Annotated in this window: 22 protein-coding genes and 1 pseudogene; 9 read left to right on the top strand and 14 right to left on the bottom strand. The window is 41.1% G+C overall.

The window, feature by feature from the left end:
• From VK541_RS08775 to VK541_RS08765, 3 genes and pseudogenes are all read right to left on the bottom strand, one after another.
• A pseudogene (locus tag VK541_RS08775) lies at nt 1-303 on the bottom strand (kynureninase); the annotation flags it as partial.
• A 98-nt stretch (nt 304-401) separates the two neighbouring features.
• Complete coding sequence (locus tag VK541_RS08770; RefSeq protein ID WP_324369005.1) at nt 402-1,007, bottom strand: DNA-3-methyladenine glycosylase; 606 nt, start codon at nt 1,005-1,007, stop codon at nt 402-404.
• Nucleotides 1,008-1,025: 18 nt separating this feature from the next.
• Nucleotides 1,026-1,502, bottom strand: a complete 477-nt coding sequence (locus VK541_RS08765) for a GAF domain-containing protein (RefSeq protein ID WP_324369002.1) — start codon at nt 1,500-1,502, stop codon at nt 1,026-1,028.
• 413 nt (nt 1,503-1,915) lie between these two features.
• Here VK541_RS08765 and VK541_RS08760 point away from each other — a divergent pair, with 413 nt between their 5' ends.
• The 3 genes from VK541_RS08760 to VK541_RS08750 all read left to right on the top strand — a co-directional run bounded on the left by VK541_RS08760 (nt 1,916) and on the right by VK541_RS08750 (nt 5,252).
• Entirely contained in the window at nt 1,916-4,096 is a 2,181-nt protein-coding gene (locus VK541_RS08760) for a S46 family peptidase (protein ID WP_324369000.1), read from the top strand.
• Between the two features lie 17 nt (nt 4,097-4,113).
• A complete protein-coding gene (locus tag VK541_RS08755) occupies nt 4,114-4,365 on the top strand; it encodes a hypothetical protein (protein ID WP_324368998.1) in 252 nt (83 codons plus the stop codon).
• A gap of 326 nt (nt 4,366-4,691) precedes the next feature.
• Complete coding sequence (locus VK541_RS08750; protein ID WP_324368995.1) at nt 4,692-5,252, top strand: hypothetical protein; 561 nt, start codon at nt 4,692-4,694, stop codon at nt 5,250-5,252.
• Between the two features lies 1 nt (nt 5,253).
• On the opposite strand, the gene VK541_RS08745 is transcribed toward VK541_RS08750, so the two are convergent.
• Together VK541_RS08745 and VK541_RS08740 are read right to left on the bottom strand one after the other, a co-directional pair.
• On the bottom strand, nt 5,254-6,426 hold the full coding sequence (locus VK541_RS08745) for a glycosyltransferase family 2 protein (RefSeq protein WP_324368993.1): 1,173 nt from the start codon (nt 6,424-6,426) through the stop codon (nt 5,254-5,256).
• A gap of 1 nt (nt 6,427) precedes the next feature.
• Nucleotides 6,428-7,342, bottom strand: a complete 915-nt coding sequence (locus VK541_RS08740; protein WP_324368991.1) for a glycosyltransferase family 2 protein — start codon at nt 7,340-7,342, stop codon at nt 6,428-6,430.
• A gap of 36 nt (nt 7,343-7,378) precedes the next feature.
• Here VK541_RS08740 and VK541_RS08735 point away from each other — a divergent pair, with 36 nt between their 5' ends.
• The 5 genes from VK541_RS08735 (at nt 7,379) to VK541_RS08715 (ending at nt 12,510) form a co-directional block, all read left to right on the top strand.
• Nucleotides 7,379-7,915 carry a hypothetical protein gene (locus VK541_RS08735; protein WP_324368989.1) on the top strand — a complete coding sequence of 179 codons (537 nt, stop codon included), beginning with the start codon at nt 7,379-7,381 and terminating at the stop codon, nt 7,913-7,915.
• Nucleotides 7,912-9,036 carry a SpoIIE family protein phosphatase gene (locus VK541_RS08730; RefSeq protein ID WP_324368987.1) on the top strand — a complete coding sequence of 375 codons (1,125 nt, stop codon included), beginning with the start codon at nt 7,912-7,914 and terminating at the stop codon, nt 9,034-9,036. The genes VK541_RS08735 and VK541_RS08730 overlap by 4 nt, the downstream gene beginning before the upstream one ends.
• Before the next feature lie 2 nt (nt 9,037-9,038).
• Complete coding sequence (locus tag VK541_RS08725) at nt 9,039-9,374, top strand: STAS domain-containing protein (protein ID WP_324368985.1); 336 nt, start codon at nt 9,039-9,041, stop codon at nt 9,372-9,374.
• A complete protein-coding gene (locus tag VK541_RS08720; protein WP_324368983.1) occupies nt 9,375-9,902 on the top strand; it encodes a hypothetical protein in 528 nt (175 codons plus the stop codon).
• Nucleotides 9,903-10,080: 178 nt separating this feature from the next.
• Complete coding sequence (locus VK541_RS08715; RefSeq protein WP_324368981.1) at nt 10,081-12,510, top strand: LruC domain-containing protein; 2,430 nt, start codon at nt 10,081-10,083, stop codon at nt 12,508-12,510.
• A 24-nt stretch (nt 12,511-12,534) separates the two neighbouring features.
• Here VK541_RS08715 and VK541_RS08710 read toward each other — a convergent pair whose 3' ends face one another.
• From VK541_RS08710 to VK541_RS08670, 9 genes are all read right to left on the bottom strand, one after another.
• On the bottom strand, nt 12,535-13,608 hold the full coding sequence (locus tag VK541_RS08710) for a glycosyltransferase (protein ID WP_324368979.1): 1,074 nt from the start codon (nt 13,606-13,608) through the stop codon (nt 12,535-12,537).
• 3 nt (nt 13,609-13,611) lie between these two features.
• Nucleotides 13,612-15,135 (bottom strand): lipopolysaccharide biosynthesis protein, encoded by a 1,524-nt coding sequence (locus tag VK541_RS08705; protein ID WP_324368977.1) that lies wholly within the window; start codon nt 15,133-15,135, stop codon nt 13,612-13,614.
• The gene (locus VK541_RS08700) at nt 15,136-16,035 is read right to left on the bottom strand and encodes a glycosyltransferase family 8 protein (protein ID WP_324368975.1); all 900 of its coding nucleotides are present in this window, start codon (nt 16,033-16,035) and stop codon (nt 15,136-15,138) included.
• On the bottom strand, nt 16,025-17,218 hold the full coding sequence (locus tag VK541_RS08695; protein ID WP_324368972.1) for a glycosyltransferase: 1,194 nt from the start codon (nt 17,216-17,218) through the stop codon (nt 16,025-16,027). The genes VK541_RS08700 and VK541_RS08695 overlap by 11 nt, the downstream gene beginning before the upstream one ends.
• A gap of 26 nt (nt 17,219-17,244) precedes the next feature.
• Nucleotides 17,245-18,099 carry a glycosyltransferase family 2 protein gene (locus VK541_RS08690; RefSeq protein ID WP_324368971.1) on the bottom strand — a complete coding sequence of 285 codons (855 nt, stop codon included), beginning with the start codon at nt 18,097-18,099 and terminating at the stop codon, nt 17,245-17,247.
• Between the two features lie 30 nt (nt 18,100-18,129).
• Entirely contained in the window at nt 18,130-19,587 is a 1,458-nt protein-coding gene (locus VK541_RS08685; protein WP_324368968.1) for an O-antigen ligase family protein, read from the bottom strand.
• Between the two features lie 174 nt (nt 19,588-19,761).
• Nucleotides 19,762-20,958, bottom strand: coding sequence for a glycosyltransferase (locus VK541_RS08680; RefSeq protein ID WP_324368966.1), 1,197 nt, complete (start codon nt 20,956-20,958; stop codon nt 19,762-19,764).
• A 10-nt stretch (nt 20,959-20,968) separates the two neighbouring features.
• Nucleotides 20,969-23,107 (bottom strand): lipopolysaccharide biosynthesis protein, encoded by a 2,139-nt coding sequence (locus VK541_RS08675; RefSeq protein ID WP_324368964.1) that lies wholly within the window; start codon nt 23,105-23,107, stop codon nt 20,969-20,971.
• Complete coding sequence (locus tag VK541_RS08670; protein WP_324368962.1) at nt 23,108-23,794, bottom strand: TolC family protein; 687 nt, start codon at nt 23,792-23,794, stop codon at nt 23,108-23,110.
• A gap of 354 nt (nt 23,795-24,148) precedes the next feature.
• On the opposite strand from VK541_RS08670, the gene VK541_RS08665 reads away from it, so the two are divergent.
• Nucleotides 24,149-24,658 (top strand): lectin-like domain-containing protein (locus tag VK541_RS08665; protein WP_414692613.1); only part of this gene is annotated, 510 nt, incomplete at its 3' end.

Genomic DNA, 24,658 nt, shown 5'->3' with positions numbered 1-24,658 from the left:
CGGACATACCTCCTGCGCACTGGCGCCTACGATCGGGGCGATTAGTTTTTTCAGCTCTTTATGATAGAACATCCAGGGGCTGTCGCCCTCAAACCAACCCTCTACAGCAAGGTTCTGCCAGTTGTTCATCTGCACATTCATTACTTCACGTGCAGCTTTAGGTTGAAGCCCTAAAGAATTGCCGCACAAATAAATAAAGGGTTTTCCATTTTGCCGGGGAAACAGGAAATCATTCCTCAGTTCTTTCAATGGGTCTGCCTGGTCGAGACCCTGCGCAAATAATAAGTTGTTCTCAAAATTCATCCGTCCAAACTTAGCTAATTTTGAGGGTTAACCTATAACGGTGTTGAAAACAAAATACCAGATACCTCTTGTTTGGGGCGCGTTCTAAAACCTGTTGTTTAGCTATTAGGCTTACTCACAAACTTGTTGCCCTTGATATAATAACGCCAGGGCAGCAAGGCGTGGTCACCTGCGTAATCAACCCCCACCCTGGGCGATGCTGCTACCAACTGCCCGGCGATAGTTATCCTGTTGTCTTCTATCCAGATCTCTTCACCCAGCAGATCTTTGGCATTCAAGCCTTTATCTATGCCCAGCGCTTTTGCCAGTGCACCGGGACCTGCTGTCAGGTTCGGTTTAAGGGCAGTCATATTCCTGCGTTCCAGCATGATATCCAAACCCGCTGCCGGCTCAACTCCCCTGATCAGTACCGCATGCGGAATTCCTTCAGGCGCAGTCACCACATTGAACAAATGATGGATCCCATAACACAGATAGACATAAGACACACCTCCGGACTGGTACATGATACTCGTCCTGTTGGTCAGCCGCCCGCCATAGGCATGTGAGGCCTTGTCTTCAATTCCGTTATAAGCCTCAGTCTCCACAATAGTACCCCCCGTAAGCCTGCCGTCTATAAGGGTGAACAATTGTTTGCCCAGTAACTGCAGGGCCAGGCTGTTTACGTCAGTATCCTGATAAAAAGAAAAGGGAAGTTTAGGCATTGGCTGTAAATTGATTGTTTAAGCACTGATCAGATTCAATATTTTTCTGAGGTAGACTGCATCAACCTCATCAAAATGAGCCAGATGTTCACTATCCACATCCAAAACACCAATCACTTCACTGCCGTTGAAAACCGGCAGGACGATCTCTGAACGTGAAGCAGAAGCGCATGCGATATGACCCGGGAACTCATCAACATCAGGTACGATCACCGTTTCTGCCCTTTGCCATGAAGTGCCGCATACCCCCCGGCCCTTCTGTATCCGGGTACAGGCAACTGGCCCCTGAAAAGGACCTAGTACAAGCTCATCCGATTTGACCAGGTAAAACCCCACCCAAAACCAATTGAACTGCTCTTTTAACGCAGCGGCTATATTGGCCAGGTTAGCGGTCTGGTCAGGCTCTCCGTTTATCAGTGCCGCAATTTGCGGAATGAGGGAAATGTACTGCTGCTCTTTTGAAGTATCTTTTAAAATAACCAGGTCTTCTGCCATTTTTAATTTTACATTTGTACAGCAAAAATACGAAGTATCCCCCAACTCTTCGTCAAGCTAATCTCCTCATGTTTCCGCCATTTCTGCCTGTACTGAACTTCTAATTTGCAGTAGTTTTGCTTATATTTTCTTTTGCTTTCCTTTTGCTATTGTTTTGCTATCCTTTTGCTATTCTTTTGCTCAAGCAATAAAAAACCAAAAAAAAGGCAAAATTATCTCAAAGTAAAAGCAAAATAAAATTACTACCGTAGCACCACAAAGGTACAACCGAAAGACCATCCTTTGGCTGCCTGGTACAAATTTCAGGACTGTAATTGAAGTTAGACTGATCGCGTTAAAATCACTAAATTTGTGCGCAGAATTACACTGCCGGAGCAGTGATGATTTATAAGCACATACAAATATAATCAGAAATGCATAAAAAAACTTTTGTAGCCCTGGCACTCACCATTTCATTGTCCTTACTCCTGATCCTTCAATCTGCATATAAACCCTGGGAAGAAGGAATGTTTCCGCTCAGCGAGATCCACAAACTCGATCTGAAGAAAGCAGGTTTAAAGATCAGTGTCAATGAAATTTACAATCCGAAGGCAAATAGTTTGATCGACGCACTGGTCAATGTAGGCGGCTGCACAGGTTCATTTATCTCCAATGAGGGGCTGATCATCACCAATCACCATTGCGCCTTCAGTGCGGTACAACTGGCCAGTACGCCCGAAAATGACTACCTGAACAAGGGTTTTGTCGCCAGGGGGCGGGAACAGGAAATCGAAGCAAAAGGACTGACCTGCCGCATTACTGACAGTTACGATGATGTATCTGATCAGGTACTGGGCGCTGTGGCGCAAATCAGCGACCCGGCTTCGAGGTTGAGAGTCATCAATGACGCTATGAAAAACATTGCTGCTGAAGCAGAAAAGAAAGACCCCACCATAAAAGCCGAAGTTTCAGAGATGTTCATTGGGAAAACCTATGTGCTGTTCCGCTACAAAACCATACAGGATGTACGATTGGTATACGTGCCCAACAGGCAGATCGGCGAGTTTGGCGGCGAAACTGACAACTGGGTATGGCCGCGCCATACCGGTGATTTCTCTTTTATGCGTGCTTATGTGGCTCCGGATGGTTCTCCGGCAAAATTTGCGAAGGACAATGTCCCTTACAAACCTAAAAAGTTCCTCCGGGTGAATCCGAACGGAACGAATGAAGAAGATTTCGTGTTCATTCTCGGTTATCCGGGCCGCACGTACCGTCACCGTCCTGCTCAGTTCATCGAATACCAGCAAAAATTTGTACTTCCTTATGTGGCCGATCTTTATGGTTTTCAGAACGGCGTTATGGAAAAAATAGGCAAAAACGACAAGACCCTGGAGCTAAAACTGGCTACCCGCATCAAAAGAAACGCGAATACACTCAAAAATTACAGGGGCAAAATACAGGGCCTTAAGGGAATAGACCTCATCTCGCAAAAGAAAAAGGAGGATGCTGGTCTGGCTCAGTTCATTAACGGCAATGTGAGCCTCAAAGCAAAATACGGTAGCCTGATGACGGACATTGACAACCTGTACAAGATCATCAACGGAGATGCGCAGCGTGACCTCTGGTTTACGCAAATCTATACTTCCACTACCCTGATTACGGTATCTAAGAACATCAATGCCTTTAAAGCGGACTTAGACGCACAGCCGGCGGCACAAAAACAGGCTTTCTTTGAGCTGAACCTGCCAAAACTGAAACAGGTGCTGGAAAAAAATTATGAATCTTATGACCTTGAAGCCGATAAAACAATCTTTAAACGGATGCTGGAAGATGCTGCTGCGTTCAACCTGACCCAAAAGGTGGATGCAGCCAGCAAGATCAGCGGCAGGGGCTCTGATGTTAGAACGGTGATTGATCAATATGTAGAGACGACGCTGGGGATCAGCAAACTCAACAATCAGGCGTATGTCTTCAATACCATACTGCTTTCGCCCAAATCGGTGGCCAATTATAACGATGGTGTGATGATCTTTGAGAAAGACATCGCAAAACAGATCGCAGAACTCAGCCCGGAAAAAGACCGGAGGGAGGGCTTGCTGAACAAGCTCATGGGCGATTATGTCAATGTAAAAGAGCGGTTCCTTCAAAAGAACTTCATTCCTGATGCCAACAGTACGCTAAGGCTGACTTATGGGCACGTGCGCGGCTACAAACCGGCCGATGCCACCTATATGCGTGCCTATACCAGCATTCGGGGAATAATAGAAAAGGGCTCCAGCGGAAATCCTGATTTTGCCTACCCCGAGCAGATCAGAGCCCTGTGGGAGGCTAAAGATTTTGGCCCTTATGCAAAGAAGAATCTGAATGATGTACCAGTGGCTTTTCTGTACAATATGGATACCACCGGAGGCAACTCCGGCTCTCCGGTCATGAACGCCCTGGGTGAGCTGATAGGGGTAAATTTTGACCGGTCCTACAGTGCCACCATTAATGACTATGCCTGGAATGAAAGTTACAGCCGGTCGATCGGGGTTGACATCCGCTATATTTTATGGGTGGCATCTAAAATAGATAAAGCAGATTTCCTGGTCAGGGAAATGGGTGTAAAATTATAAAAACGATATCAGAAAAAATGAGAGTAATAGCAGAACTTCCCCATCCCGATTGCAAAATCACCTTGTTCAATATGAACCAAAAATACATTGTCAAGTTTGAGCAGGGAACGCTCGAACAAAGTTATAAACTATCGGAGCTGGACCTCAGGGGGGGTGGGGTAAACGAGATATTCCAGATCCTGGACGAAGCATTTATTGCGACTGTGGTGGAGCGCTTTAAAGGGATGAGGAGTGATTTTTCAGCGGCATACAACAGACAGCAGTATTAGTTGATATATATGCATTTAACTAACTGTATCATAGATATATTAACCGTCATTCAGAATAATATTTTGTTATTTGAGATGAGTATTGCAGCTTAAATCAGTCATTATAAGAATTAAATATTTAAATAAAATGAAGTAATACTTCTGATTTACAAATAGATATACAAATACACCAAACATTATATGGTTGGCAAAAACCGCCAAATATCCGGGAGGTTTACTCAAAATCAGGCTCAACCTCCTATGATTTCCGAATACCGGAAAACCGTAGGTAATGTAGATATTATTTTCAATATTTGTACGTTATTTAAACAAATGAAAATCAACCCATGACTATAAAACCAGGCAGGCTGTTAAAGGCATCGATCATCTTACTGACAGCGTTTGCATCCTGCAAAGAAACTGAAACGATAACACGGGACATCATCATCACCCCTGCCGGTTCAGAGTTTACCATCCCCGTCATATCCAATACGAACAGCGGGCAGGTGGCCGGAAATTTTGACGCTTCGGTAAACATCGATGAGGAAATACAGAAGGTTACCGGAAATTCCGACCGCGCCAATATTACGAACCTGAAAATCACAGCCTTTAAACTTGAGCTTGTGGACACCCCTATCCTGGAAGATAGTAATTTGGGGAACCTGGAAGCTATACAGGTTGAAATTAATGGCGGCGGCAAGAAGGCCACTCTGGCGAAGGTCACTAACAATCCATCTGCCAAGAGCGGAAGCGTCATGCTCCCGGGCAGCGTCTATACTTCTGAGCTGGAAGATATCTTAAGGGCTTCGTCTTTTAAATATGACATCAGGGTTAAATTGAGGAAAGTCACAACGATGCCACTGAAAGCCAAAGTGACTCCGAGTTATACCATAACTGTAGAATTCTAACTTACTGCTGTTTTCTGATAGCCTTGTCCCACATTACGGATTGTCCGACAGAGAAAAACCTCAACAATCCGGCCATCACCGCATAGTTCATGATACAGAAATAATAGGGAATGAACAGTATTTTAACACGGAGCTTCCTGTCTTCCAGGACCTTGCCAAGATAAGCGGAAAGATAAAATAAAACCTGCGCAGCCAGTATGACAAGGTAAGAACTGGGTCCGTTGTCTGCGACGATAAGTACATTCAGGACAAAAGCGAGGACCATTAACGAGGGGGTTATGGTCCACCTCAGGACCCGGTGGCTGATGTACTGAAAGGACAAAACGGGGAAGCGGAACGGATTGAGCAGTGACCTGAGCCAGATGACGGACTGGATCCCTCCTGCTGCAATCCTTACTTTTCGCTTGAGTTCTTCAGCGATATTAGCAGATGTATCTTCCTGTGCGTAAGCCTCCGGTTCATAAACGATGACATATCCTTTTTCAGCGATGCGCATGGAGATCATGAAGTCGTCTAAAATGCTATTTGATGGCACGGGTTCATAAAGCGCCTTGCGGATGCTGAAAAGCTCTCCGGCGGCGCCAACTACGGAATGCAGTTCTGAGTCCCATTCCTTGAGTTTAGATTCATATTTCCAGTAAAAGCCTTCTCCCGCTGTCGCGTCTGCAGCGGCGTCGATAATAACCCGTTTCTCTCCGGCTACGGCCCCTACTTTCGGATCGCCGTAATGACGGCCAATCAGTGCCAGGGCATCTTCATTGAGAAAGGTGTTGGCATCTGTAAAGATGATGATGTCTGATGTGACCTGCTCAATAGCACGGTGTACGGCCGATATTTTTCCTTTGCGCTCCTCCATATGGAGTAATTTGATCTGCGGATATCCGGCTACCATTTCCGGACTGCCGTCAGATGAGCCGTCGGTCACAAAAACAAGCTGCAGTTTTCCTTCAGGATATTTTAGCGATAAGGTGTTGGTTATTTTTTCCTTTATCAGGTCTTTCTCGTTGTATGCGGCGACAATTAGTGTGCAGGAAGGCAGATCATTGAAATCTAACAATTTTCTCTTAACGGGCTTAAAAAGCCTTTTGGCGCGAACAAGCAGGAACAGCAATATACCGTAGCCAAAGAAGGTATAGAAAACCAGGAATACCGAGATCCAAAAAGCTGTTGTCATATTATTTCAATTGATAGCCGAGATCTGTGCTGTTTGTGTTGTGACTCAGGTTCCAGTTTATAGCCCGCAATAGCACTTTGACGAATCCGGGCGTTCCCGAAGTTAGGTATTTAAGGATGTTCCTTGGCGTGACAAATGTGATGAAATACAGGAAAAAGAACAGCTGCTGATGGGTTTTCGCATTGCGGCGAATGAAAAGTATACGGTTTCGGTTCATAAAATATTCTTTTAACGCGCTGTTTTTGCCAACAGAAAGTGATTCTTTATGATAGATGGTTGCGCTGGTATTGATCCAGATCTCGTATCCTGCTCTTTTTATCCGGTCACACCAGTCCATTTCCTCATAGTAAAGGAAAAAGTTTTCGGCCATGAGGCCTGTTTTGTCCATGGCGTCGCGTCTGACCATCATTGCTGCTCCGTGCGCATAGCCTGTTTGACAGATGCGGTTGCGGTACTGGCCCTGGTCGGTTTCAAACTGTCCGACGCAATGGTTCCTGCAGGTGTAATAATTCATTCTCGTAAAGCCGGCATATTGCACAATTGTCTGATCGTCAAAGTAATTGATCTGGGGAGAAACTACCCCGATTAGCGGATTATTAGCTAAGGTACCGGACAATGCTTCGAGCAGCCCGGCAGAAAATTCGGTGTCATTATTCACAAAAAATAAATATTCTCCGCTGGATTGTTTTACCCCCAGGTTGTTGCCTCCGGCAAAACCGAGATTCTGAGCGGAACGGATGTAGAGGATATTTGGAAAAGTGGTTTTGAATAATGCTCCATTATCAATATCACTCCCGTTATCCACTAAAATTATCTCTATATTAGCTTTAGGATAGTGCTGTTCAATAGATTTAAGCAATTCCAGAGTTGCCTGGTGCTGATTGAAATTTACTGTTACAATTGATATCAAACCCATTATTTTATTTAGTACTTAACACTCAAATAGACCATTTTGCCTGATAAAAACAAACTTACAGCCGATCTGCAGCGTTTTGAACAGCTTAATGCTAAAGATGAGCAATTAATTCAAAAACTGGATGAATTTATGCTGCTCCTGGAAAAAAGTGACATTGACTCTGAGAACATCAAAGGGATTAAAACAAGGGTAAATAAGGCTTTGGATCAGAAACTGGGCGGTGGTGAACTCATTCAGGAAATTAAAGAGCTGAGCCTTTCAGGCATGGAGAAAATGGACCAGCTCGACCAACTGGAGCAGATTTTGAACAGTAATTATCTGGACTCCAGACAGGTAAGCAGAAACAAAATCGGTGACGGCCTGGGCAAAATCGTGCGGGTGTTTATTGGTTTTCTGTTCATCACACTGGGTTTTGCGATGATCATTATGCCTGCCCCTCCCTATTTCGAAATGTTTACCATTTTTCACTTTACGCCTGATGACGGCGTAACCCTTATGGACCTCATTTCCCTGATCATTATTGCGATGGGTATATTTATTGTTATACGATCTCTGTTAAATCAAAAAAAATGAGCAAAACAATCCTGATGGTTGATGACGACATCGTACAATTGGAACTTTTCAAGAAATTATTGACCTCAAACGGATATACCTGTAAAACAGCACTTTCTGTAGATATTGCAGAGTCGATCCTCAAACATGAAATTCCTGACCTGATCATATCCGATTACCAGATGCCTGTCAAAGATGGTTTTGACTTCAGAAGGATATTGCTGCAGCACGACCTGCTCAAGCAAGTCCCTTTCCTCTTCCTTACATCGGTAAATGACAATAGTTTTGTGCAGCAGGGACTTGATCTAAAGGCAATAGACTACATCAGCAAGGGAACACCGGCCAAGCAGATCCTGTCGAAGATCGACAACCTGATGCGTTCCGTGAGACAGCACTATGAAAAATCACTAAGTGAGATCAAGGGAATAGCCGAAAAGCTGAATCTGAGGAATACGCCTTCCTCGGCGCCGGTCCTGAAGAATTTTTCCGTCAGCTTTTTCAGCACCAGCTATCAGGATCATCCGGGCGGTGATTTTATTGATTTCATCCAGGTCAATGAACGTTTTACTTTTATTGTACTGGGTGATGTGATGGGAAAAAAATGGGGCGCCTGGTTTTTTTCATTCAGCTTTTTGAGCTATATCAGGTCTGCCATCAGACTTTGTGTTTATGACGGAAACTTTTCACTGTCTGAAATTATGGCTAAATTGAACAGAGTCATTCATTTTGACGAATTGCTGGGTGATATATTTTCAACCCTCAGCATTGTACTGATCGATGATGATACCCAAAAGATAAGCTATGCCGGGGCTGGCGATCTTCCTTTGCTAAAATATGAAAAAGGAAAAGCTGATTTGCAAAGCTATCAGTCCGAAGGAATTTTGCTCGGTTTTCTCGCGGAAAGCAATTTTAATGAAACCGAAATAGAACTGGGCAGCGATGATGAGTTATACCTGATCTCGGACGGGATGATCGACTTTGAGACTGCAGGTGTAAAACGTTCAGATATTAATATATTTAAATCAAAATTGCATCAGCTAAAAGAAAGCGGGAAATCTGCAGACGATATTAATGACATTTTATTTAACAAAAATACCACGCAGGTAGATGATTGCAGCATCATTACCATCAAAAAAATATAAAAATGAAGATAAACAAACAACAATCAGGTGATATAAATGTTATTGCCATAGAAGAGAAAGAAGCCAATCTTTCCAATTCTAATGAGTTTAAAGAACTGATCTTAAAAGAAATCAGTGCCGGAAGCAGAAAACTCATTATTTCATTTAAGCAGGTGGAGTATCTGGACAGTTCTTTTCTTGGCGCACTGGTCGCAATTCTAAAAGCATTATTGCCTTATAATGGCAAATTGATTTTGACGGACATGAATGATGACATTGTGAATTTATTTCAGATGACCAGACTGGACAAAATCTTTATATTACACAATGATCTGGAAAACGCGGTTAAAGAATTCTAAATGAATAAAACGCTCCCTATAATATTACACCTGAACATCCCGAACCATGTGGATGAGGTATTCGGTTTTACCAAGGCGGCACTTGCCGCAATCATGGAACACAAGGAACTGGACCTGGCGCAGCAGCGCAGGGTTAAAATGATCATGGTGGAATTGGTCACCAACTCCATCAAACATTCTACTGATGAGAATTCCAGCATCAAATTGATAATAGACCACCCGACTGTGTGTATTGAAAAATTTGAAAAAGGACTGAAGATCGAATTTAGTTCTGCCACTCAGCAAATTCCATTTGAAGAGATCGACAAGACCATAAAGATCTCTTTTTCCGAAGAAAACAACCACCACATACAAACCCTTGACAGGTATAAATTCAAGTTCTTAAATCCATTTGTAGAGGGGCTGAGCCTGGATCAGATCCCTGAGCATTTTGGATTTTACATCATCACGCTCGCTTCTGATAGTTTTGTGTACCAGTATGATCCGGAGACGAAGGAAAACAGGTATACCGTGAGTTTAAATCTGTAGAAAGAATTACCCAATATGATCTAAAGCGGGAAACAAATCCGCATTTTTTTGAACAATCAAAAAAGCAAAATCCAACAAAAGCACCTTAGTATATCCGCCAGCGATATTTTTTTCATTTCTGCCAAATAGACGGTTAAGGGTACGATTTTGGCGTATCATTGTGTGACAATTAGAATTTATGAAAATAAAATTACTCCTCATTCTCCTTTCCCTAAGTATGACGATCGTATCCTGCAAAAAGGATACACTTCCCGACGAGGTACCACAAGTAGACATTGACGCTTTAAATGCATCACCTGAATTCAGCTGGGCTACATCAAGAGATGTGACCTTTAATATTGGTGTGAGCGATACGCAGTATGGAAACAAAGCTCATGTGATCTCCATTTATACGGCGGACCCTACAACAGGAGGGGAATTACTTTCAAGAGGTTCTGCAACCATCATCAATGCTTATAGCACAAAAATCTCGCTGCCCACTACCCTAACTGAGGTCTGGATTGAAAAATACGCTCCCAATGGTGCTGAACTGTCAAGAAAAATTCCGGCAAACAGCAATACTGTGGATGTATCAATAGGCGATAAAGACATTATAACAACTGCGGTTTCAGGTGTTAAAGGAAAAACAGTAATGGTCATGCCTCAGGAAAATAGTCCGTCCTGCGCCACCGGAGATTGTTCGGTAGTGATCACCCAGTCCAGTCAGAACAGCTTTGACATGGCAAGCGGCAATACGTATTGCGTAACCGGCAACAACATTACGGTTAAGGTACAAAATACAAACGGTGGTACCATGCGCATCTGTGGTACAGGAGTCGTTGTAGAGGGCCTGAAAATGGCCAGTAATGTAACAGTGATTGTTTCATCGGGTGCATCTGTTCGTTTTAACAACCTAAACTGGGAAGGTCCTTCAACCTTTAAAAACTTCGGTACGGTTACTACGGGTAATGTTAAGGTGTTAAACAATTTCCTTAATCAGGGAACCATGCGTGTGGAAGGTGATTTCGTTACTGAATCTAATGGTGACGGAACCAATTATGGTACACTGACAGTCACCGGTAACTTCAATTCGGGTGCGAAATTTACGAACTCGGGAACTTTAAATGCCGATGGTAATTTTAATTCAAACAATACTCCGAATTTTGTCAATACAGGTATATTAAAAACCAAACAAAGTACCCTTTCCGGTACTTTTACCAATTCCGGAAACTGGACAGTTTCCAGCGGCGAAGTCATGTTTAATAATGGCCCTACGGTTAACAACACCGGAACAATCAATGCATCTAATTCAAAAATGACAGCCAGCGGAACTTTTACGAATTCAGGATCTGTAACTGTTCAGAATTATGTGCAAAATAACGGGACATTGATCAACAATTGTAAGTTTATTACCTTAAACCTGTTCGACAACAACGCCAACATCATCAATAACAGTTACATACAGGTCGATAATCAATCCAATCTGAAAGGTTCTACTATTTTGAGAAATGGCGCACTTTTTAAAACGAATGTGATCCTTTCACTGGATGGCACGCTTAAAGGAGAGGGAAGTACTTCCTTGTTCAGAGTAGTCAGCACCTCTTATGACAATATAAATAACGGTAATGCTCCAAAAATTACCGGATCTGTTCAATATGCCGACCCTTCCGGAAAAATTCAGGCAAAACATTTTGATGCCACTGCCAAATCTACTACGGGAGAGGGAATGTTCATTCAGGCAACGGATTGTAATGAAGGAAATGGTAAGCCTATAGATCCGGATACAGACCATGACGGAATCCCGAACAGTAAGGATGCATTTCCTGAGGATCCCGCAAGAGCTTTCATCAACCAATCTTACAATTATGCCAATGGAGGCTCAACTGTTGCGTTTGAAGATAACTTTCCGCTGAAGGGCGATTATGACATGAATGATGTCGTTATCTCTTATCGCTATCAGATCATCAGCAATGCGGCCAATCAGGTAGTACACGTTGATGCAAATTATACACTGCATGCAACGGGAGGCAGTTATAAAAATGGCGCCGGTATTCAGTTTAACATCACGCGTTCAAGTGTCAGCAATGTTAAGGGTGCGGAGATCGAAGAACAACCCATTTCCAAGGACCTTGTATTGATCTTGTTCAGAGATAGCCGCCAGCAACAGGCGCAATGGAACACTGTGCCGGGTGAAAACACCTCTGATCCTATTAAGTATAATGTAAGTTTTGACGTAAAACCCGGTATTACAGTAGAGGCATTTGGCGTGGGGAATTACAATCCTTTCATCTGGAATGCAACTGCGGGTTTTGGACGGGGTTATGAAACTCATTTGAAAAATAAGAAGCCTACTGATTTCGCTGATACCAAATTATTCCGGACAGGAGATGATGGTACAGTGGGTGAAGGAAAAGTCGGCAGTGGTTATGTAAGTTATATCAGCAAAGATCAAAATCTGCCATGGGCAATTGAACTGCCGCTGAGCAATTTCAAATATCCAATAGAGAAAGCGACAATAACTTCTGCGTACAGAAGCTTTGGCAAGTGGGCGCTTAGCTTAGGGAAAACCAATATGGACTGGTACACCGACGGGAATGTGGATAATTCAAAGCTGTTTTCAGTTAAATAGTGATATCTGGGTATTCAGTGGCATCTAAGTACTGCTAAGTAGTCTATTATAAAATTCAAGTGTCTCAGCGGCTACCTGATCCGAACTAAATACGGATAAATCGGTGTCGCTGAGGCTTTCTTTTTCTTCGAGGGCTTCCTGCATCGACTTGTATAAGGCTGAAGAAGAAATCATCTGATCCTCATATAATTTGATGTATTTATCTCCTATCTCTTTTTGTATTTCAGGAAACGCGCCAATTGCAGGAGCTAGTGTGGGTTTATTAAAACTCATATTTAGAAACACTGATCCTGAATTGAATATATTTGTATAAGGGTTTACGACCAGGTCTGCACTGTTAAAATAGGTCTGCAACTCTGCATCGTCGATAAATACGTCGTGGATAATTATATTTTCATTATTTTCATTTTCCCGGGCCATTTCCTCCTGCATTTCATCATGCACTTTCCCTGCGATCATTAACAGCTTGTCCGGAAGGTCTAAAGTTTTGAATGCTGCTATCAATCCGGTAACATTTTTGTATCTTCTGATCTGTCCTAAAAACAGAAATACCTTTTTTTCTTCAGTGATACCTAGTTTTGCCCTCGCCTCTGCCCGGGTAAAGTCGTTTTGATAATATCCTTTATAATGCGGGTGAGGTATGTAACAAAATTTTTGTTGTTTTTTGTTTGATGATGATGCTCTTATGGTTTCAAGTCCGTTCCTGTTTAAGCTTATAAAACCGTCTACATGCCGGTATAACATTTTGTATAAGCGCTGTTGTAACTGCGGGTGCTCGCTTTCGTGTGATTGTAAGTTGTGAACTGTCCAAACGACTTTTTTACCGGAGATCTTTATAATTTTAAGAAAAAGATAGAACATGCCCAGCCGTCTTTTTGCCTGTAGTGCTGTAGACCATGTCAAAATGTTTGACGGCCAGTGGATATGAAAAATCATATATTTCTTTGAAAACGAAAATGTTATGATGCTTTTTAGATTGAAATCGAAATCATACACCTTATGGCCCATTTTTTCAATTTCAGAATAGATCAAAAAGTTATAAGGATTACTACTTTTCGTCGAATATGCTGGCCATGCCAGAATTCCAAATTTACTCATAAATCAAATGTCAGCTGCACTCTTTTTCTTTAAAAGCAGGGTAAAGATCTCTGCCAGTTCTTTTAATTTGTTTCTGCCATGTGCTGAAACCATCCACAAAAGAAGATACACAATTAATCCGGAGAAAAATCCTAAGAGAACCATAATTATGATGTTCAACGATTGCAGTTCTGCCTTCAGCAGATACATTGCCGCTCCGCTGATCAGCGAAAACATAAACGGAAGCGCTATTTGCGATAAGAATGCTTTTGGATGGATGGGGGACTGATAAAAATTTAAATATAATAAAGGAAAGAACAGGCAATAAAGTACAATGGCCTGAGAAATAGCTACCCCGGCTATCCCCCATTTAATGCCGATAATAAATCCTAAAACTGTAAAGAAGGCATTGAAAATACCCAAATAGAAATACCTGCTGGTTCTTCCTGTGGTAATCAGTACCAACCCCTGTGTACTTGCAATTGGCTGTATAAATCCTGTAACGGCAAGTAATTTAAAAATATAGGCTGCACCGGCCCATTTATCTCCCAGTACAATTCGTATAATTTCTTCTGCAAAGATGCCCATGAACATGACAATGGGCATTGAAAAAAAGGCAAGTACAAACAGGTACCTGGTATAAAATGAGGTATATTTTGCGGGGTCACTCTGCAATGAGCTTAAAACGGGGAGTGCAACTGAAGTGAGGGGATTCTTGAGTTGATTGATCGGGAGCATTAAAAGCTGGTATGCTTTTGAATACAAGCCCAATGCCACTGAACCGATATACTTACCTATCAGTACGTTGTCGGCATTTCTGGAAAAATAATTGATCAGGTCAAAACCAGCTATCCCGGCACCAAATTTTAAAAACGAACTGACATTGTCTTTTTTGTAAAAGCTTGGCCGCCAATCGCACATGGCCCATAAAGCTACTGAACTGATCAAAGGACTGGAGACGGAAATGGCAACTATCGACCAATACCCGTAGCCAAAAACGGCCATCGTAATCCCAATGATCAGACTGAGCAAGGTAGATCCTAACTGGATCAGGGATAAAGAAAAAAACCTCATTTGACGCTGCATCAGCGCATTGTGCTGAATGGATAAGCCGGTAATAAAAATACTCAGCGCAAATACCAGTGTAATGCCGGCAAGTCGCGGTTCGTTATAGAAACTGACCATAAAGGGTGTGATACACGCCACAACCAACCCTACTCCAAAGCTGATGAGGACATTTATCCAAAATACTGCGCTAACTTGTTTTTGATTGATTTCAGCTCTCTGCATAATTGCGGAAGAGAGGCCGAGGTCTTTGAATATGGTCACAAATCCGGTGATCGCTGTGACCATTGCAACCAGGCCAAAATCTGCAGGTAACAGCAACCTTGCCATTACGGTCGTAGACAGGGTATTCAGCACGAATGAGAAAACTTGTCCGGTAACCGTGCTAAAACCACCCCTTACTGATCTTGATTTAAGATCGTTCTTTAAATGATCAATGCTAAACCAGCTATCGTATTTAGTTACTTTTTTTAGATCACTCATTTATTGGGGCTTTGCAAAAGGCATTTTCACCAGTTTTTCAATAATATTATTAATCTTTTTCAAATACCTTCTTGCTTCTCCAACCGGTTTTGTTCCTTTCCATTTAGTGAGATCCAGGTAATGAAAAAAAAGCGACTGGTATTGCCTGTTTTTGTCATATGATCTATAAATCGGTTTCCGGTGGTTGAAATGAATGATAAATGGTTTTTCGATATCCAGGCTGGAAAAACAATTCCATAAGGGGTCCAGTTCCTTCCATTTTTTATACAAAACAATATTCAGTCCATATTGATCGGGGAAGTTTGCAAACTCTTTATTGGTTTTGACACAATGCAGTACTTGTTCGGTAATGTTATTTTCCTTCCATCTGGAAATGTCCATTAGTAGCATGCCGGTATTGAAATATTTTGCTTCTGGGGAAAGTCCAAGGGCTTTGTAATTGCCAATGCCGCCCCATTTGTTGCCTATAGTACCTATCGGATCCACTACCGCCCCTACTATATTATCGCCAAGATCAGTTTTCCATAGTTCGCTGACATCGGCCAGGGCAAGCATATCCACATCAAGATACAATACCCTGCCTACATCCCCGGGCAGGAATGACGGTATGAACAAACGCATGTAAATATTTAAAGGATAAGAACTTCTATCCAAGGGGAGGGTCGTATTTTCCGGGATGACCTGCTCCATGCTGATCCATTCAACAGCAATCATTTCCTGATCGATTGAATTTTCCAGTTTAACCTTGTTTTTTGCTTTTACCTTGTCCTCTACGATATAGATTACGATTTTTTCATCGGATTTGTGATTGATCTCGATAGATTTAATCAGCGCAGCAAGCAGGACCAGATAATGATTGTCACAAACGACAACTATGGTTATGGTATTGTTAGGTTTCATCGTTGCTTACCTCTTTAATTGCATTTATAAATATGTTTGATACATTTTCCCAGCTGTAATTTTTCGAAAACCTGATTCTTTCCAGGTGATGAAGCTCATTATCATTTGCCAGGGCCTGCTCAATAGCGGACACGAATTCTTCAGCGGTAACTGCTAAGTAGCAATGGTCTGAAAAAACCTCTGTCATCGTATTGGTTACGGTGGCCACCACAGGTTTCCCCATGGCCAGGTATTCAATTATTTTCAAGGGAAAGTTGCCAATTGTAATTTCATTGATCAGCTGTGGATTTATACATACATCAAAATGGCTAATATACCCGGGAATAATTTGTGTATGCTTCTTTTCGATAAAAAAAATATTTGAAATCTGATGAAGTCCGCTGGCTTTAAAATTTTCATCTTCCGGACCGATAAATACAAAACTGCAGTTGCTGAGCTGTTTAGCAATCCCGGCAATCAGGTTAATATCCAGACGTTGTGAATTGAGCGCCCCAACGTATCCGATTATTGGCTTTTGAATAATCCTTAACTCCTCCGGCATTTCCCATTTTTTATCCGGATCAAAAATGCTTAAATCACATCCGTTACCGATATAAAAACTATTTGGATTATATCTTTTGGCATTTTTAGTAAAATCTAATGAATTGCATACGATCAGATCGCTCTTTTTCATCAGCTTTGGCTCAAGGCTGGAACCATGTTTTCTCCAATACGCAAAGCCGAGGGTATAGTCCCTGTCAAGATATATATACAGTTTTGGTCTCAAAATTTCTTTTAGATAATAACTTCTGAAAATATCCTTGTCGTTTACGATGATATAATCTTCAAATCCGATCTGCTCTGCGGCTGCTTTGATTTCCCTGGCAAATCTGTTGTTGTTGAGTCTGTTAAATAAAGAAAAGACCGGAGTAAATGGTATCCAGTTAATAGATTCGATAATGTGTTTTGGCGTTAGTACCCAAAGCTTCTCAGCAGACCTGACCAGTCCGGCTTTTCCTGTTTTTATATCAGTGATCTGTTGGTTTACATATTTATCGTCTGATTTTAACCACCAGGCCTTACGGTCTACAGGCGGATTGACGTAAAGCACATTGTAACTTTTAGCAAGTTCTTTTGCCAGGCTGGTAGAGGTAGACTCCCTGTCTGTATTGATACGCTGAAGGCTTACAAAAATGAAATTCATATCGGTACAGAGTTATTCTTTGCTTATTACTTTAACTTCTTGGTGTCGTGCGGTTTTTCAGGAGTTAACAGGGTAAAAAACCTTTTAAGTTCTTTGGTTATTCTTTTGGTGAGCACTTTTGAAAAGCTGCCGTCACGTTCCAGGGTTCTTGGACCTGTCCATACAATTGCTTTTTTTGACCGTACCTGGGCAATTTTCCCATATTTCATCAGATCAAACGAAAGCCGGCCGTCCTCGCCCCTGACCTTCTCCATTATAAAGCCTATTTTTAAGGCATATGCTTTAATAAAACCCATACTGATTCCATAGGTATTCAGATAGGGCCTCTTAACCTGTCTGTATTCAGCAATTATATTTTTGAGCTGTTCAAGAATATAGAGTTTATGTCTTGGAAATCCTGGTTCGGGGATGAATGAATATCTGCCGTATACACAAACAATTCCGGGTTTGGTTAATACTTTCATCATTTCGTCAACCCAAGTACCGGGGTAAATGCAATCTGCATCCGCCAGTAAAACATAGGTTCCTTTTGCATGTTCTAATCCCATTTGTCGCGCAGGCCCCCACCCCTGGATTCCCTGAAATACGTTTTTCACCCTTAATTTGTCGAGCGTCAGCTGCGTATGGTCATTTGAATTGTTATTGGTCACTATGATTTCCAGTGGGTAACTGGATTTCGTCTTGCTTAAAGAAGCAATGCATTTCAAAACATTAACTTCTTCATTATAGGCCGATACTAAAATACTTACAACAGGTTCATTGCTAACAATACGCTCCAGGTCATTCTTGATCGTATTAAAGGTTTGTTCTGGAATTTCATCAAAACTTTGATATCCAAAATTAAACTGGCTTATCCATTCCGGAACCTTAAATATATTCATACGGATAATTAATTTAATAACGATCTGACTCTACGGCTTCGACGGATTGTCAGATAGTGCTGTTTCCTGATCAAGCTTGTAAGTTAAGGTAAGTAACGCTGTAAAAAGATAAAAATAAATATTTGAAGGAAATTGAACCAGTGCTTCCTGAGGATAATTCCCCAACATATAAGCGAATATGATTAAAATCATTGCCAGGCTATACCGCTTTAGCTCCGGATCTTTGATTTTATAATAGTTATTAATTCCTGTTTTAAGGATAGTGAACATCAAAGCACAAAAGATAAGGAGTCCAATCCATCCCAGTTCAATTGCAACCCTTACATAGCCACTGTCAGGCGGAAACTTTGCCAAAAATGAATTTGGCGAGAACCTTGCTCCCCATACGCCGGTTGCACCAAGTCCGCCGCCAAAGGGATGAGACTGAATAAATGGTTGTATTCTTTTTTGATTGGCACTTCTTAAATTGTATGATGCGTCATTGGAAGGCTTAAAAGCAGACTGAAACCTCCTGATCGTGGAATTAGAGGACGGAATATTAATAACTATTATAAGAAAAAAACCGGCAGCGACGGTGAAAAAGAAAATGCGTTTGTTAAAATTGATAATGGTAAGCAGGCCGATGGCTGCCGGAATAAGCACATAAGCACCTCTTGTGCCGGAAAACAACATCGCTGAAAGATAGATCACCGCCATTCCCGCCAGCACCATCTTTTTCGAGGTTTTAATGGTACTGAACAACATACTGATGCAAAATATACCACAAGTAACCATATTATAGGAAAATGCAACCGGATCGGAAAAAATAGAAAACTTTCTCCATTTGCCGGCGATAAATAAAAGCTTCCTTAGTCGTTCACTTCGCAACTCAGCTTCTTCAAATCCAAAAAAACCAACATACTCCTGTTTAAACGCATAAATCGCAGCAATAAGGCCAAGTATCAGCCATATCTTTATGATAATCCGGATAAACCTGATATCACGAATGTGGTAGGTAAAAATGAAATACATTAACATCACTACAGCAATTGATCTAATGGTATAAAGCCATGCCATCCTGGACTCTGCCGTTGGATTTGCAACCTGGAAAACATTATAGAAAACCCAAATCAGCATCATTATGCCGATCGGATCTTTAAAGATCTTCCAGCTTGGTCTGCTTTTTTGCTTAATGAAAAAACCTAATATCAGTAAGGCCTGGATTGCATCCATTAAGGTGCCCAGTGGAAATTCCACAAGATTCATTCTTATAATATACATGATAAAATAAGAACTGACCAGCAGTGTAATGATTCCAAATTTAGGATAAGCCACGATTCCGTAGATTGCTGGCAACCCTAAAATGAGGATTAAAATCACAACTACTCCAATAACACCAAAATAAACGGTGGTCAAAGTGATGATTACGGCCAAAATCGTAAGTAAAGCAAACCCTTCCCAGTTCTGCAGCTTCTCTGTCAGGAAAATCCTTTCGAGGTATGCTGACATCGGTTTCTTTGCTGTTCTGTCGAAATTTGTCTGACCAAAACCACGCATTATAATAACAAGAGTTTAATAAAAAAATAGAAGAGCACTATAAAAACGATAGAGATCGCTATTTTTCTGCTCCATTCGCCGATAGGGTCATTGACCTTATTATTATTAACTTTTATCTTTCGGGGTTCAATTCTCATCGTTGTTTTCTTTTAAGGTCCCGATTGACTGAGAATGATAGTGGTTCGTTGCAACAGAATGTTTATTGGCAGACTTGCTTTTTAATAATGAAATGACCTGGTGATAAACAAAATAAGGAATATTGATCAGCGATCTGTATATTTTATCGCTAGCCTTTCCATAAAAAAGTGAAATGAAAAATCCTGTAACAAACAATAAAAGACCAATGAGCCATACTATAGCCATTGAAGGGTCTATCCAAATGTTGATGAGCAGAAAGCAGACAGAAGCGATAAGGAACATAAACAATGGTGGCCTCAGCAGTATAAGGCCAAAAAGAAATTGATTCCTGTCTAAACCAATTATGCCATTGTAAACCATTGAGAAACCAAACTTAAAGTACTTAAACCAGGTATTTATCCATCTGGCCCTTTGGTTAACCAACTGATCGGATCTCGAGGTCTTTTCATCGTAAACAACTGCGCCGGCACTAAATGCGATTCGGATACCGCGGCTAACTATATAGTTCTGTAATACCTTATCAAATCCGGCACCGGCAACATTATTGTTTTTAAGAAACGTTGTATAGAATTCCACTTCAAAAGCCATTCCAGACCCTGATAATGTTGCTGAAGAACCCAGTTGATACAGGATCTGCCCATCATAAAAGTGATAGTAAATATCCCGGGCCGCATCCAGACAGGCAATGGTGGTATCGAGGTTCTTTGCAGCCCTTACACCCTGCACAGCTAATTCATCTGAAAACAGATTAAGCTCGTTAAAATATTGAGGATGGACTAAATTATCACTATCGATAATTGTAAGTCTGTCGTGCTTCCGAATAAACTTACTTACCGCATAGTTATGGGAAGCCGTGTTGCTGCCCAGTATTTCCGGAGGTGTCAAAATTAAGATCCTTTTGTCATTGAAAACAAGGCTTGAAGTATCGCATTTATCTGCAACTATATACACAATATAGTTTTGATAGTCGGCTTTCAAAATGGATTCAACTGCTGCCGCCAGCGTATTCGTGTACTCGTAAGCGGTTACAATAACAGCATAGTCTATTTGATTTGGTCCAGGACTAAGCAGCGTATGCTGCTTTCTAAAAACGAGCCACAAAGTCCATAGCAACACAGGGAGCACAAGTTGAAATACGACTGCAATTTGAACAAGATACCACAGAAACCAAATCAATGCATCCATTTATGCTAATCTAAACTGTTTTATTCAGTATCCATCCGGAAAATTTTTCCCCAAGACTGACGAAATAGTCAACCCGCTGTTTCTTTTCTTCATCAATTACCTGACCGTACTCAAAAATTCCCACTACCTTATTCGCAAACAGTACCCATTCCTTAGACAGGTTCATTTGATCCATGGCCGCGGTTTCAATAATGATAATGTCGAATACGCGTTTCAGTCTTTCTATGCGCTCGCTGATTATATCCTGGCTTACCAGTTCAAAGATTGACAAATCTCCTCCGCGGGTTGCCATTAATTCAAAATTTTGATTTACCTGAATATCTTCGAGATTTACTTTGCCGGTAAAGTAATCTTCAAGGTAAACTGACGAAGAGATTGTTTGGCTGATACGGGGATTTCTGAAGTTTCCATCTATAATCAGGATTCTTTTATTTGTCATTTTCCATGCAAAGGCGAGGCTGAGCGTCAACAGGGTCTTCCCTTCTCCTTCACTTAAACTCGTAATCAATAATACTTTGTCTTTTAAATCGTTCTCGATTTCAAACCGAATGGCCCTGAGCTGCTCTTTAAATTCTCTTAAAATGGGATCCATCGTGTCTGTATGCCATATTTTCTCCAGATTTATTATCGAACCCTTCATAGATCTGAGGACACCTAACACCGGTAATCGTGTTTTATTGGCAAGGTCCTTTGGTGTTATTATTCTGTTATCTATGAAATACAGTATAAAAAGAACCATCAGGCAAAACACAAAGGTAATTATACCACTTAAAAGGATCAGGAGCATCTTTTTTGATGCCTGTGCTAAACCAGGCATCGCCGGCTGAATAAATTTAAGGCTGATTGAAAACGCAGATTCCATACTGCTTTGATTGAATTTTTCCAGTATATCCAGGTATTCCCTGCTGGCTACCTCAACATCTCTTTCCATACTCTGAACATCTGCTTCATGCGGTACCAGTTTATCAAACTCCTGATTAAGCTGCTTCAGTTCCTTTTCCATGGAGTGCATACTGTATCTGGCAAGGTCAAGCTCAATTTCCAATCTCAGTTTTTGTTCTACCAGTGCTTGTTTCGAAACTAATGGATTGTAAATAAACTGATCGGTAGACGCATTTATTTGTGAACTTAAAACGTTTTGCAAGGAGTCTATCGACTGCTTGTAACCGGTTTCGAAATCATTTTCTATATAGAGATCATAAAGATTTCTGAGGTCTTCCCGGGTGCCGATAATGTCCTGATTAACCTTGGTTAAGGTTGATTCGAGATAACCGCGTTCCCGTGGATTGAACTTTTTATCAATTTCACTTATTGCACCGCCTTTTGAGGCAATACCTTCTATTGCTTCCTGTCTTCTATTGCTAAACTGCAAAATCTGTTCATAAAGCTGACTTGATTGCTCATTTAAGTTAAGTACGCGGTTGGCCACCTTATAGTTCCTTAGCCTAAGTATCTTTTCATTCATGGCATCTTTCTTTTCTTTTAAAAGCGTGCCCAGAAATGTATTTGCCCTAAGCTGATTGGTCTTAACTAAAACAGTATAATACTTTATAAACTCAGAGCACAGCGTATTTGCAACAAAAGCAGACAGCTCCGGATTCTCAGATTCATATTCAACGTTTATGAAATCACTGTCTCCTGCCCTGTAAGTTTTAAGTTTCCCCTTGATGGATTCACTATCATAATTCATATCAAGCAGCAACTGGTGCAAATCATTCTGCTCCTTGTTCCATAAGTTCAGTGATTTTGTTTCATTGTAATTATTCCGAAAGGTCTCCAAAATCTTATTCTTTGCGGAACCGGACAATTGTTTAATTTCTTTACTCAATGGTCTAAAGGGTACCGGCGCCGTTAAATCGTGGATAATAAGTTTATATGAAATCTGGTCCAGCATTTTTTTCATTCGCATCGTCTCTATCAGGTTACTGAACTCCAGGTAGATGTCATTGCTCTTGGATGAAGTCTGGGCACGCGAAAAAATATTCTGGGTCTCGTCAACAATTCCGGTAGAAATCTGTGCTTGTGAAACATAAGAATCAGGCAGGTTACGAACCAGAAAGAACGCTATGATAATCGCAATCATAGGAATTGCGATGATGATATATTTGTGTTTATTGAGTAAGCGCAAAAAAAGATTGATCTCTTCCATCTATTTTATTTCTTCCAGTTTCTTTGTCAATAAAGTTTCCAGCGCTACCTTTGCTGTGCTCATATCACCTTCAGCGGTAATCCGGCCCTCATAAGCAGAAGACAATGCTATTGATCCATTATTATAATCCTGAAAAGAAACTTCATTCCTTTCATACCGTGCTTTAATCAATTTAAAAGAGGATTCTACATCCAATACCGATTTTGTTCTTATTTTCAAAACGTTAAAGCTCTGCAGATACACAAGATAACGATTTTTAACTTCCGATTCCAGCATTAAGTCATATTCGGCTTTTGAGAGCTGAGCGAGTTTGAGATCTTCCTTAGCCGCTCTTATGGCGGACGGTTTCTTTAGAAAAAAACCGGGACTTATGGTAATTCCAAATTGATACCCGCTCAAAAGCAGGTTTACATTGTTATCCAGATTTATTGCATTGCTGTTTGACCTGTAAATATAAGAAAATGAAAAAGGGTCCAGCCATGAACTCTTCTCCTGATTAAGATTATATTTAGCTATATTTATCTGATGATCAAAGGTTTTATATTTTGGATAGTTTTCCTTTGCTACAGCAATTAATTTTTCCATATAAAGAAAAGAAAAATCGTTGAGCATGCTTTCCTGGGATTTTGCCTGTGCAGCACTGAGAAATACCAAACTAACTATTGCAATACCTTTTTTTAAGTCCATATATATTTTATACAATTAGCCTGTTAAACAGTAAAAATAAAGAAATAAGTGAAACGAAAAGAATCATTTAATCTATTATCCAGTAACCAAGACTGTACCAAAGGCCTTTGCAGGTCTAAAGCCAATTTAAACAGCTTATATGAGAACAAACTTACTCGTATTGAGAAAATTTTACCCGATAAGTTTTTTGAGTTGATCTGTTAACGACCGAATTTACTGATATAATGCCGGTTTTAACTCAATTAGCAACTTCCGTCATTCACAAGTTCTGATGGCGTTATTTTTGTTTACTTTGATATGAATTTTTTAGACAAACTATAATTTGACTGGTATATCTGTATTTTCGCCCACTATATGATAAAACAATTACAAATTGCGCTATTTCTTGTACTCTCCTTTATTGCTGCAGATACTTATGCACAATTTCCTTATCAAGAAAGTTTTAGGGGGGCCACTGCAAATGGAATTACTTTTGGTGGAGCTCCTTCGGCATTTTTAACGGCCGGAGGAAGCGGATATCAGGCTGGAGCACATACTGGAACGCCGCTGGACGCAGTAGGAGAAGGCTATCTGCGATTGACTAACAACACAAAAAACCAAAAGGGTTATATTTACAGCAATGCAGACTTTCCGTCTACGGAGGGTCTGAGTGCCGAATTTGAGTATTACATTTACGGAGGAAATGGGGCCGACGGTATAAGCTTTTTCTTATTTGACGCAACGGCCTCTCCCTTTGTTATCGGAGGATTTGGAGGATCGCTGGGATATGCGCAAATCAACACCACCAATCCCGTATCTCCCGGTGTGAGTAAGGGCTATCTGGCCATTGGCTTAGATGAGTTCGGGAACTTTTCTAATCCAACC

Source organism: Pedobacter sp. (genome assembly GCF_035317785.1).
Taxonomy (GTDB): Bacteria; Bacteroidota; Bacteroidia; order Sphingobacteriales; family Sphingobacteriaceae; genus Pedobacter.
Note: the sequence above shows the minus strand (reverse complement) of the source record. Positions and strands in the feature narration are given on the sequence as shown.

Bases quoted from the DNA above. Each gene is read 5' to 3' on its own strand.
- VK541_RS08705 (WP_324368977.1), bottom strand. From the start codon at position 15,135: ATGAGTGATCTAAAAAAAGTAACTAAATACGATAGCTGGTTTAGCATT.
- VK541_RS08765 (WP_324369002.1), bottom strand. From the start codon at position 1,502: ATGGCAGAAGACCTGGTTATTTTAAAAGATACTTCAAAAGAGCAGCAG.
- VK541_RS08670 (WP_324368962.1), bottom strand. From the start codon at position 23,794: ATGGACTTAAAAAAAGGTATTGCAATAGTTAGTTTGGTATTTCTCAGT.
- VK541_RS08730 (WP_324368987.1), top strand. From the start codon at position 7,912: ATGAGCAAAACAATCCTGATGGTTGATGACGACATCGTACAATTGGAA.
- VK541_RS08710 (WP_324368979.1), bottom strand. From the start codon at position 13,608: ATGAGTAAATTTGGAATTCTGGCATGGCCAGCATATTCGACGAAAAGT.
- VK541_RS08700 (WP_324368975.1), bottom strand. From the start codon at position 16,035: ATGAAACCTAACAATACCATAACCATAGTTGTCGTTTGTGACAATCAT.
- VK541_RS08745 (WP_324368993.1), bottom strand. From the start codon at position 6,426: ATGACAACAGCTTTTTGGATCTCGGTATTCCTGGTTTTCTATACCTTC.
- VK541_RS08715 (WP_324368981.1), top strand. From the start codon at position 10,081: ATGAAAATAAAATTACTCCTCATTCTCCTTTCCCTAAGTATGACGATC.
- VK541_RS08720 (WP_324368983.1), top strand. From the start codon at position 9,375: ATGAATAAAACGCTCCCTATAATATTACACCTGAACATCCCGAACCAT.
- VK541_RS08680 (WP_324368966.1), bottom strand. From the start codon at position 20,958: ATGGATGCATTGATTTGGTTTCTGTGGTATCTTGTTCAAATTGCAGTC.
- VK541_RS08695 (WP_324368972.1), bottom strand. From the start codon at position 17,218: ATGAATTTCATTTTTGTAAGCCTTCAGCGTATCAATACAGACAGGGAG.
- VK541_RS08740 (WP_324368991.1), bottom strand. From the start codon at position 7,342: ATGGGTTTGATATCAATTGTAACAGTAAATTTCAATCAGCACCAGGCA.
- VK541_RS08685 (WP_324368968.1), bottom strand. From the start codon at position 19,587: ATGTCAGCATACCTCGAAAGGATTTTCCTGACAGAGAAGCTGCAGAAC.
- VK541_RS08675 (WP_324368964.1), bottom strand. From the start codon at position 23,107: ATGGAAGAGATCAATCTTTTTTTGCGCTTACTCAATAAACACAAATAT.
- VK541_RS08760 (WP_324369000.1), top strand. From the start codon at position 1,916: ATGCATAAAAAAACTTTTGTAGCCCTGGCACTCACCATTTCATTGTCC.
- VK541_RS08725 (WP_324368985.1), top strand. From the start codon at position 9,039: ATGAAGATAAACAAACAACAATCAGGTGATATAAATGTTATTGCCATA.
- VK541_RS08755 (WP_324368998.1), top strand. From the start codon at position 4,114: ATGAGAGTAATAGCAGAACTTCCCCATCCCGATTGCAAAATCACCTTG.
- VK541_RS08690 (WP_324368971.1), bottom strand. From the start codon at position 18,099: ATGAATATATTTAAGGTTCCGGAATGGATAAGCCAGTTTAATTTTGGA.
- VK541_RS08750 (WP_324368995.1), top strand. From the start codon at position 4,692: ATGACTATAAAACCAGGCAGGCTGTTAAAGGCATCGATCATCTTACTG.
- VK541_RS08770 (WP_324369005.1), bottom strand. From the start codon at position 1,007: ATGCCTAAACTTCCCTTTTCTTTTTATCAGGATACTGACGTAAACAGC.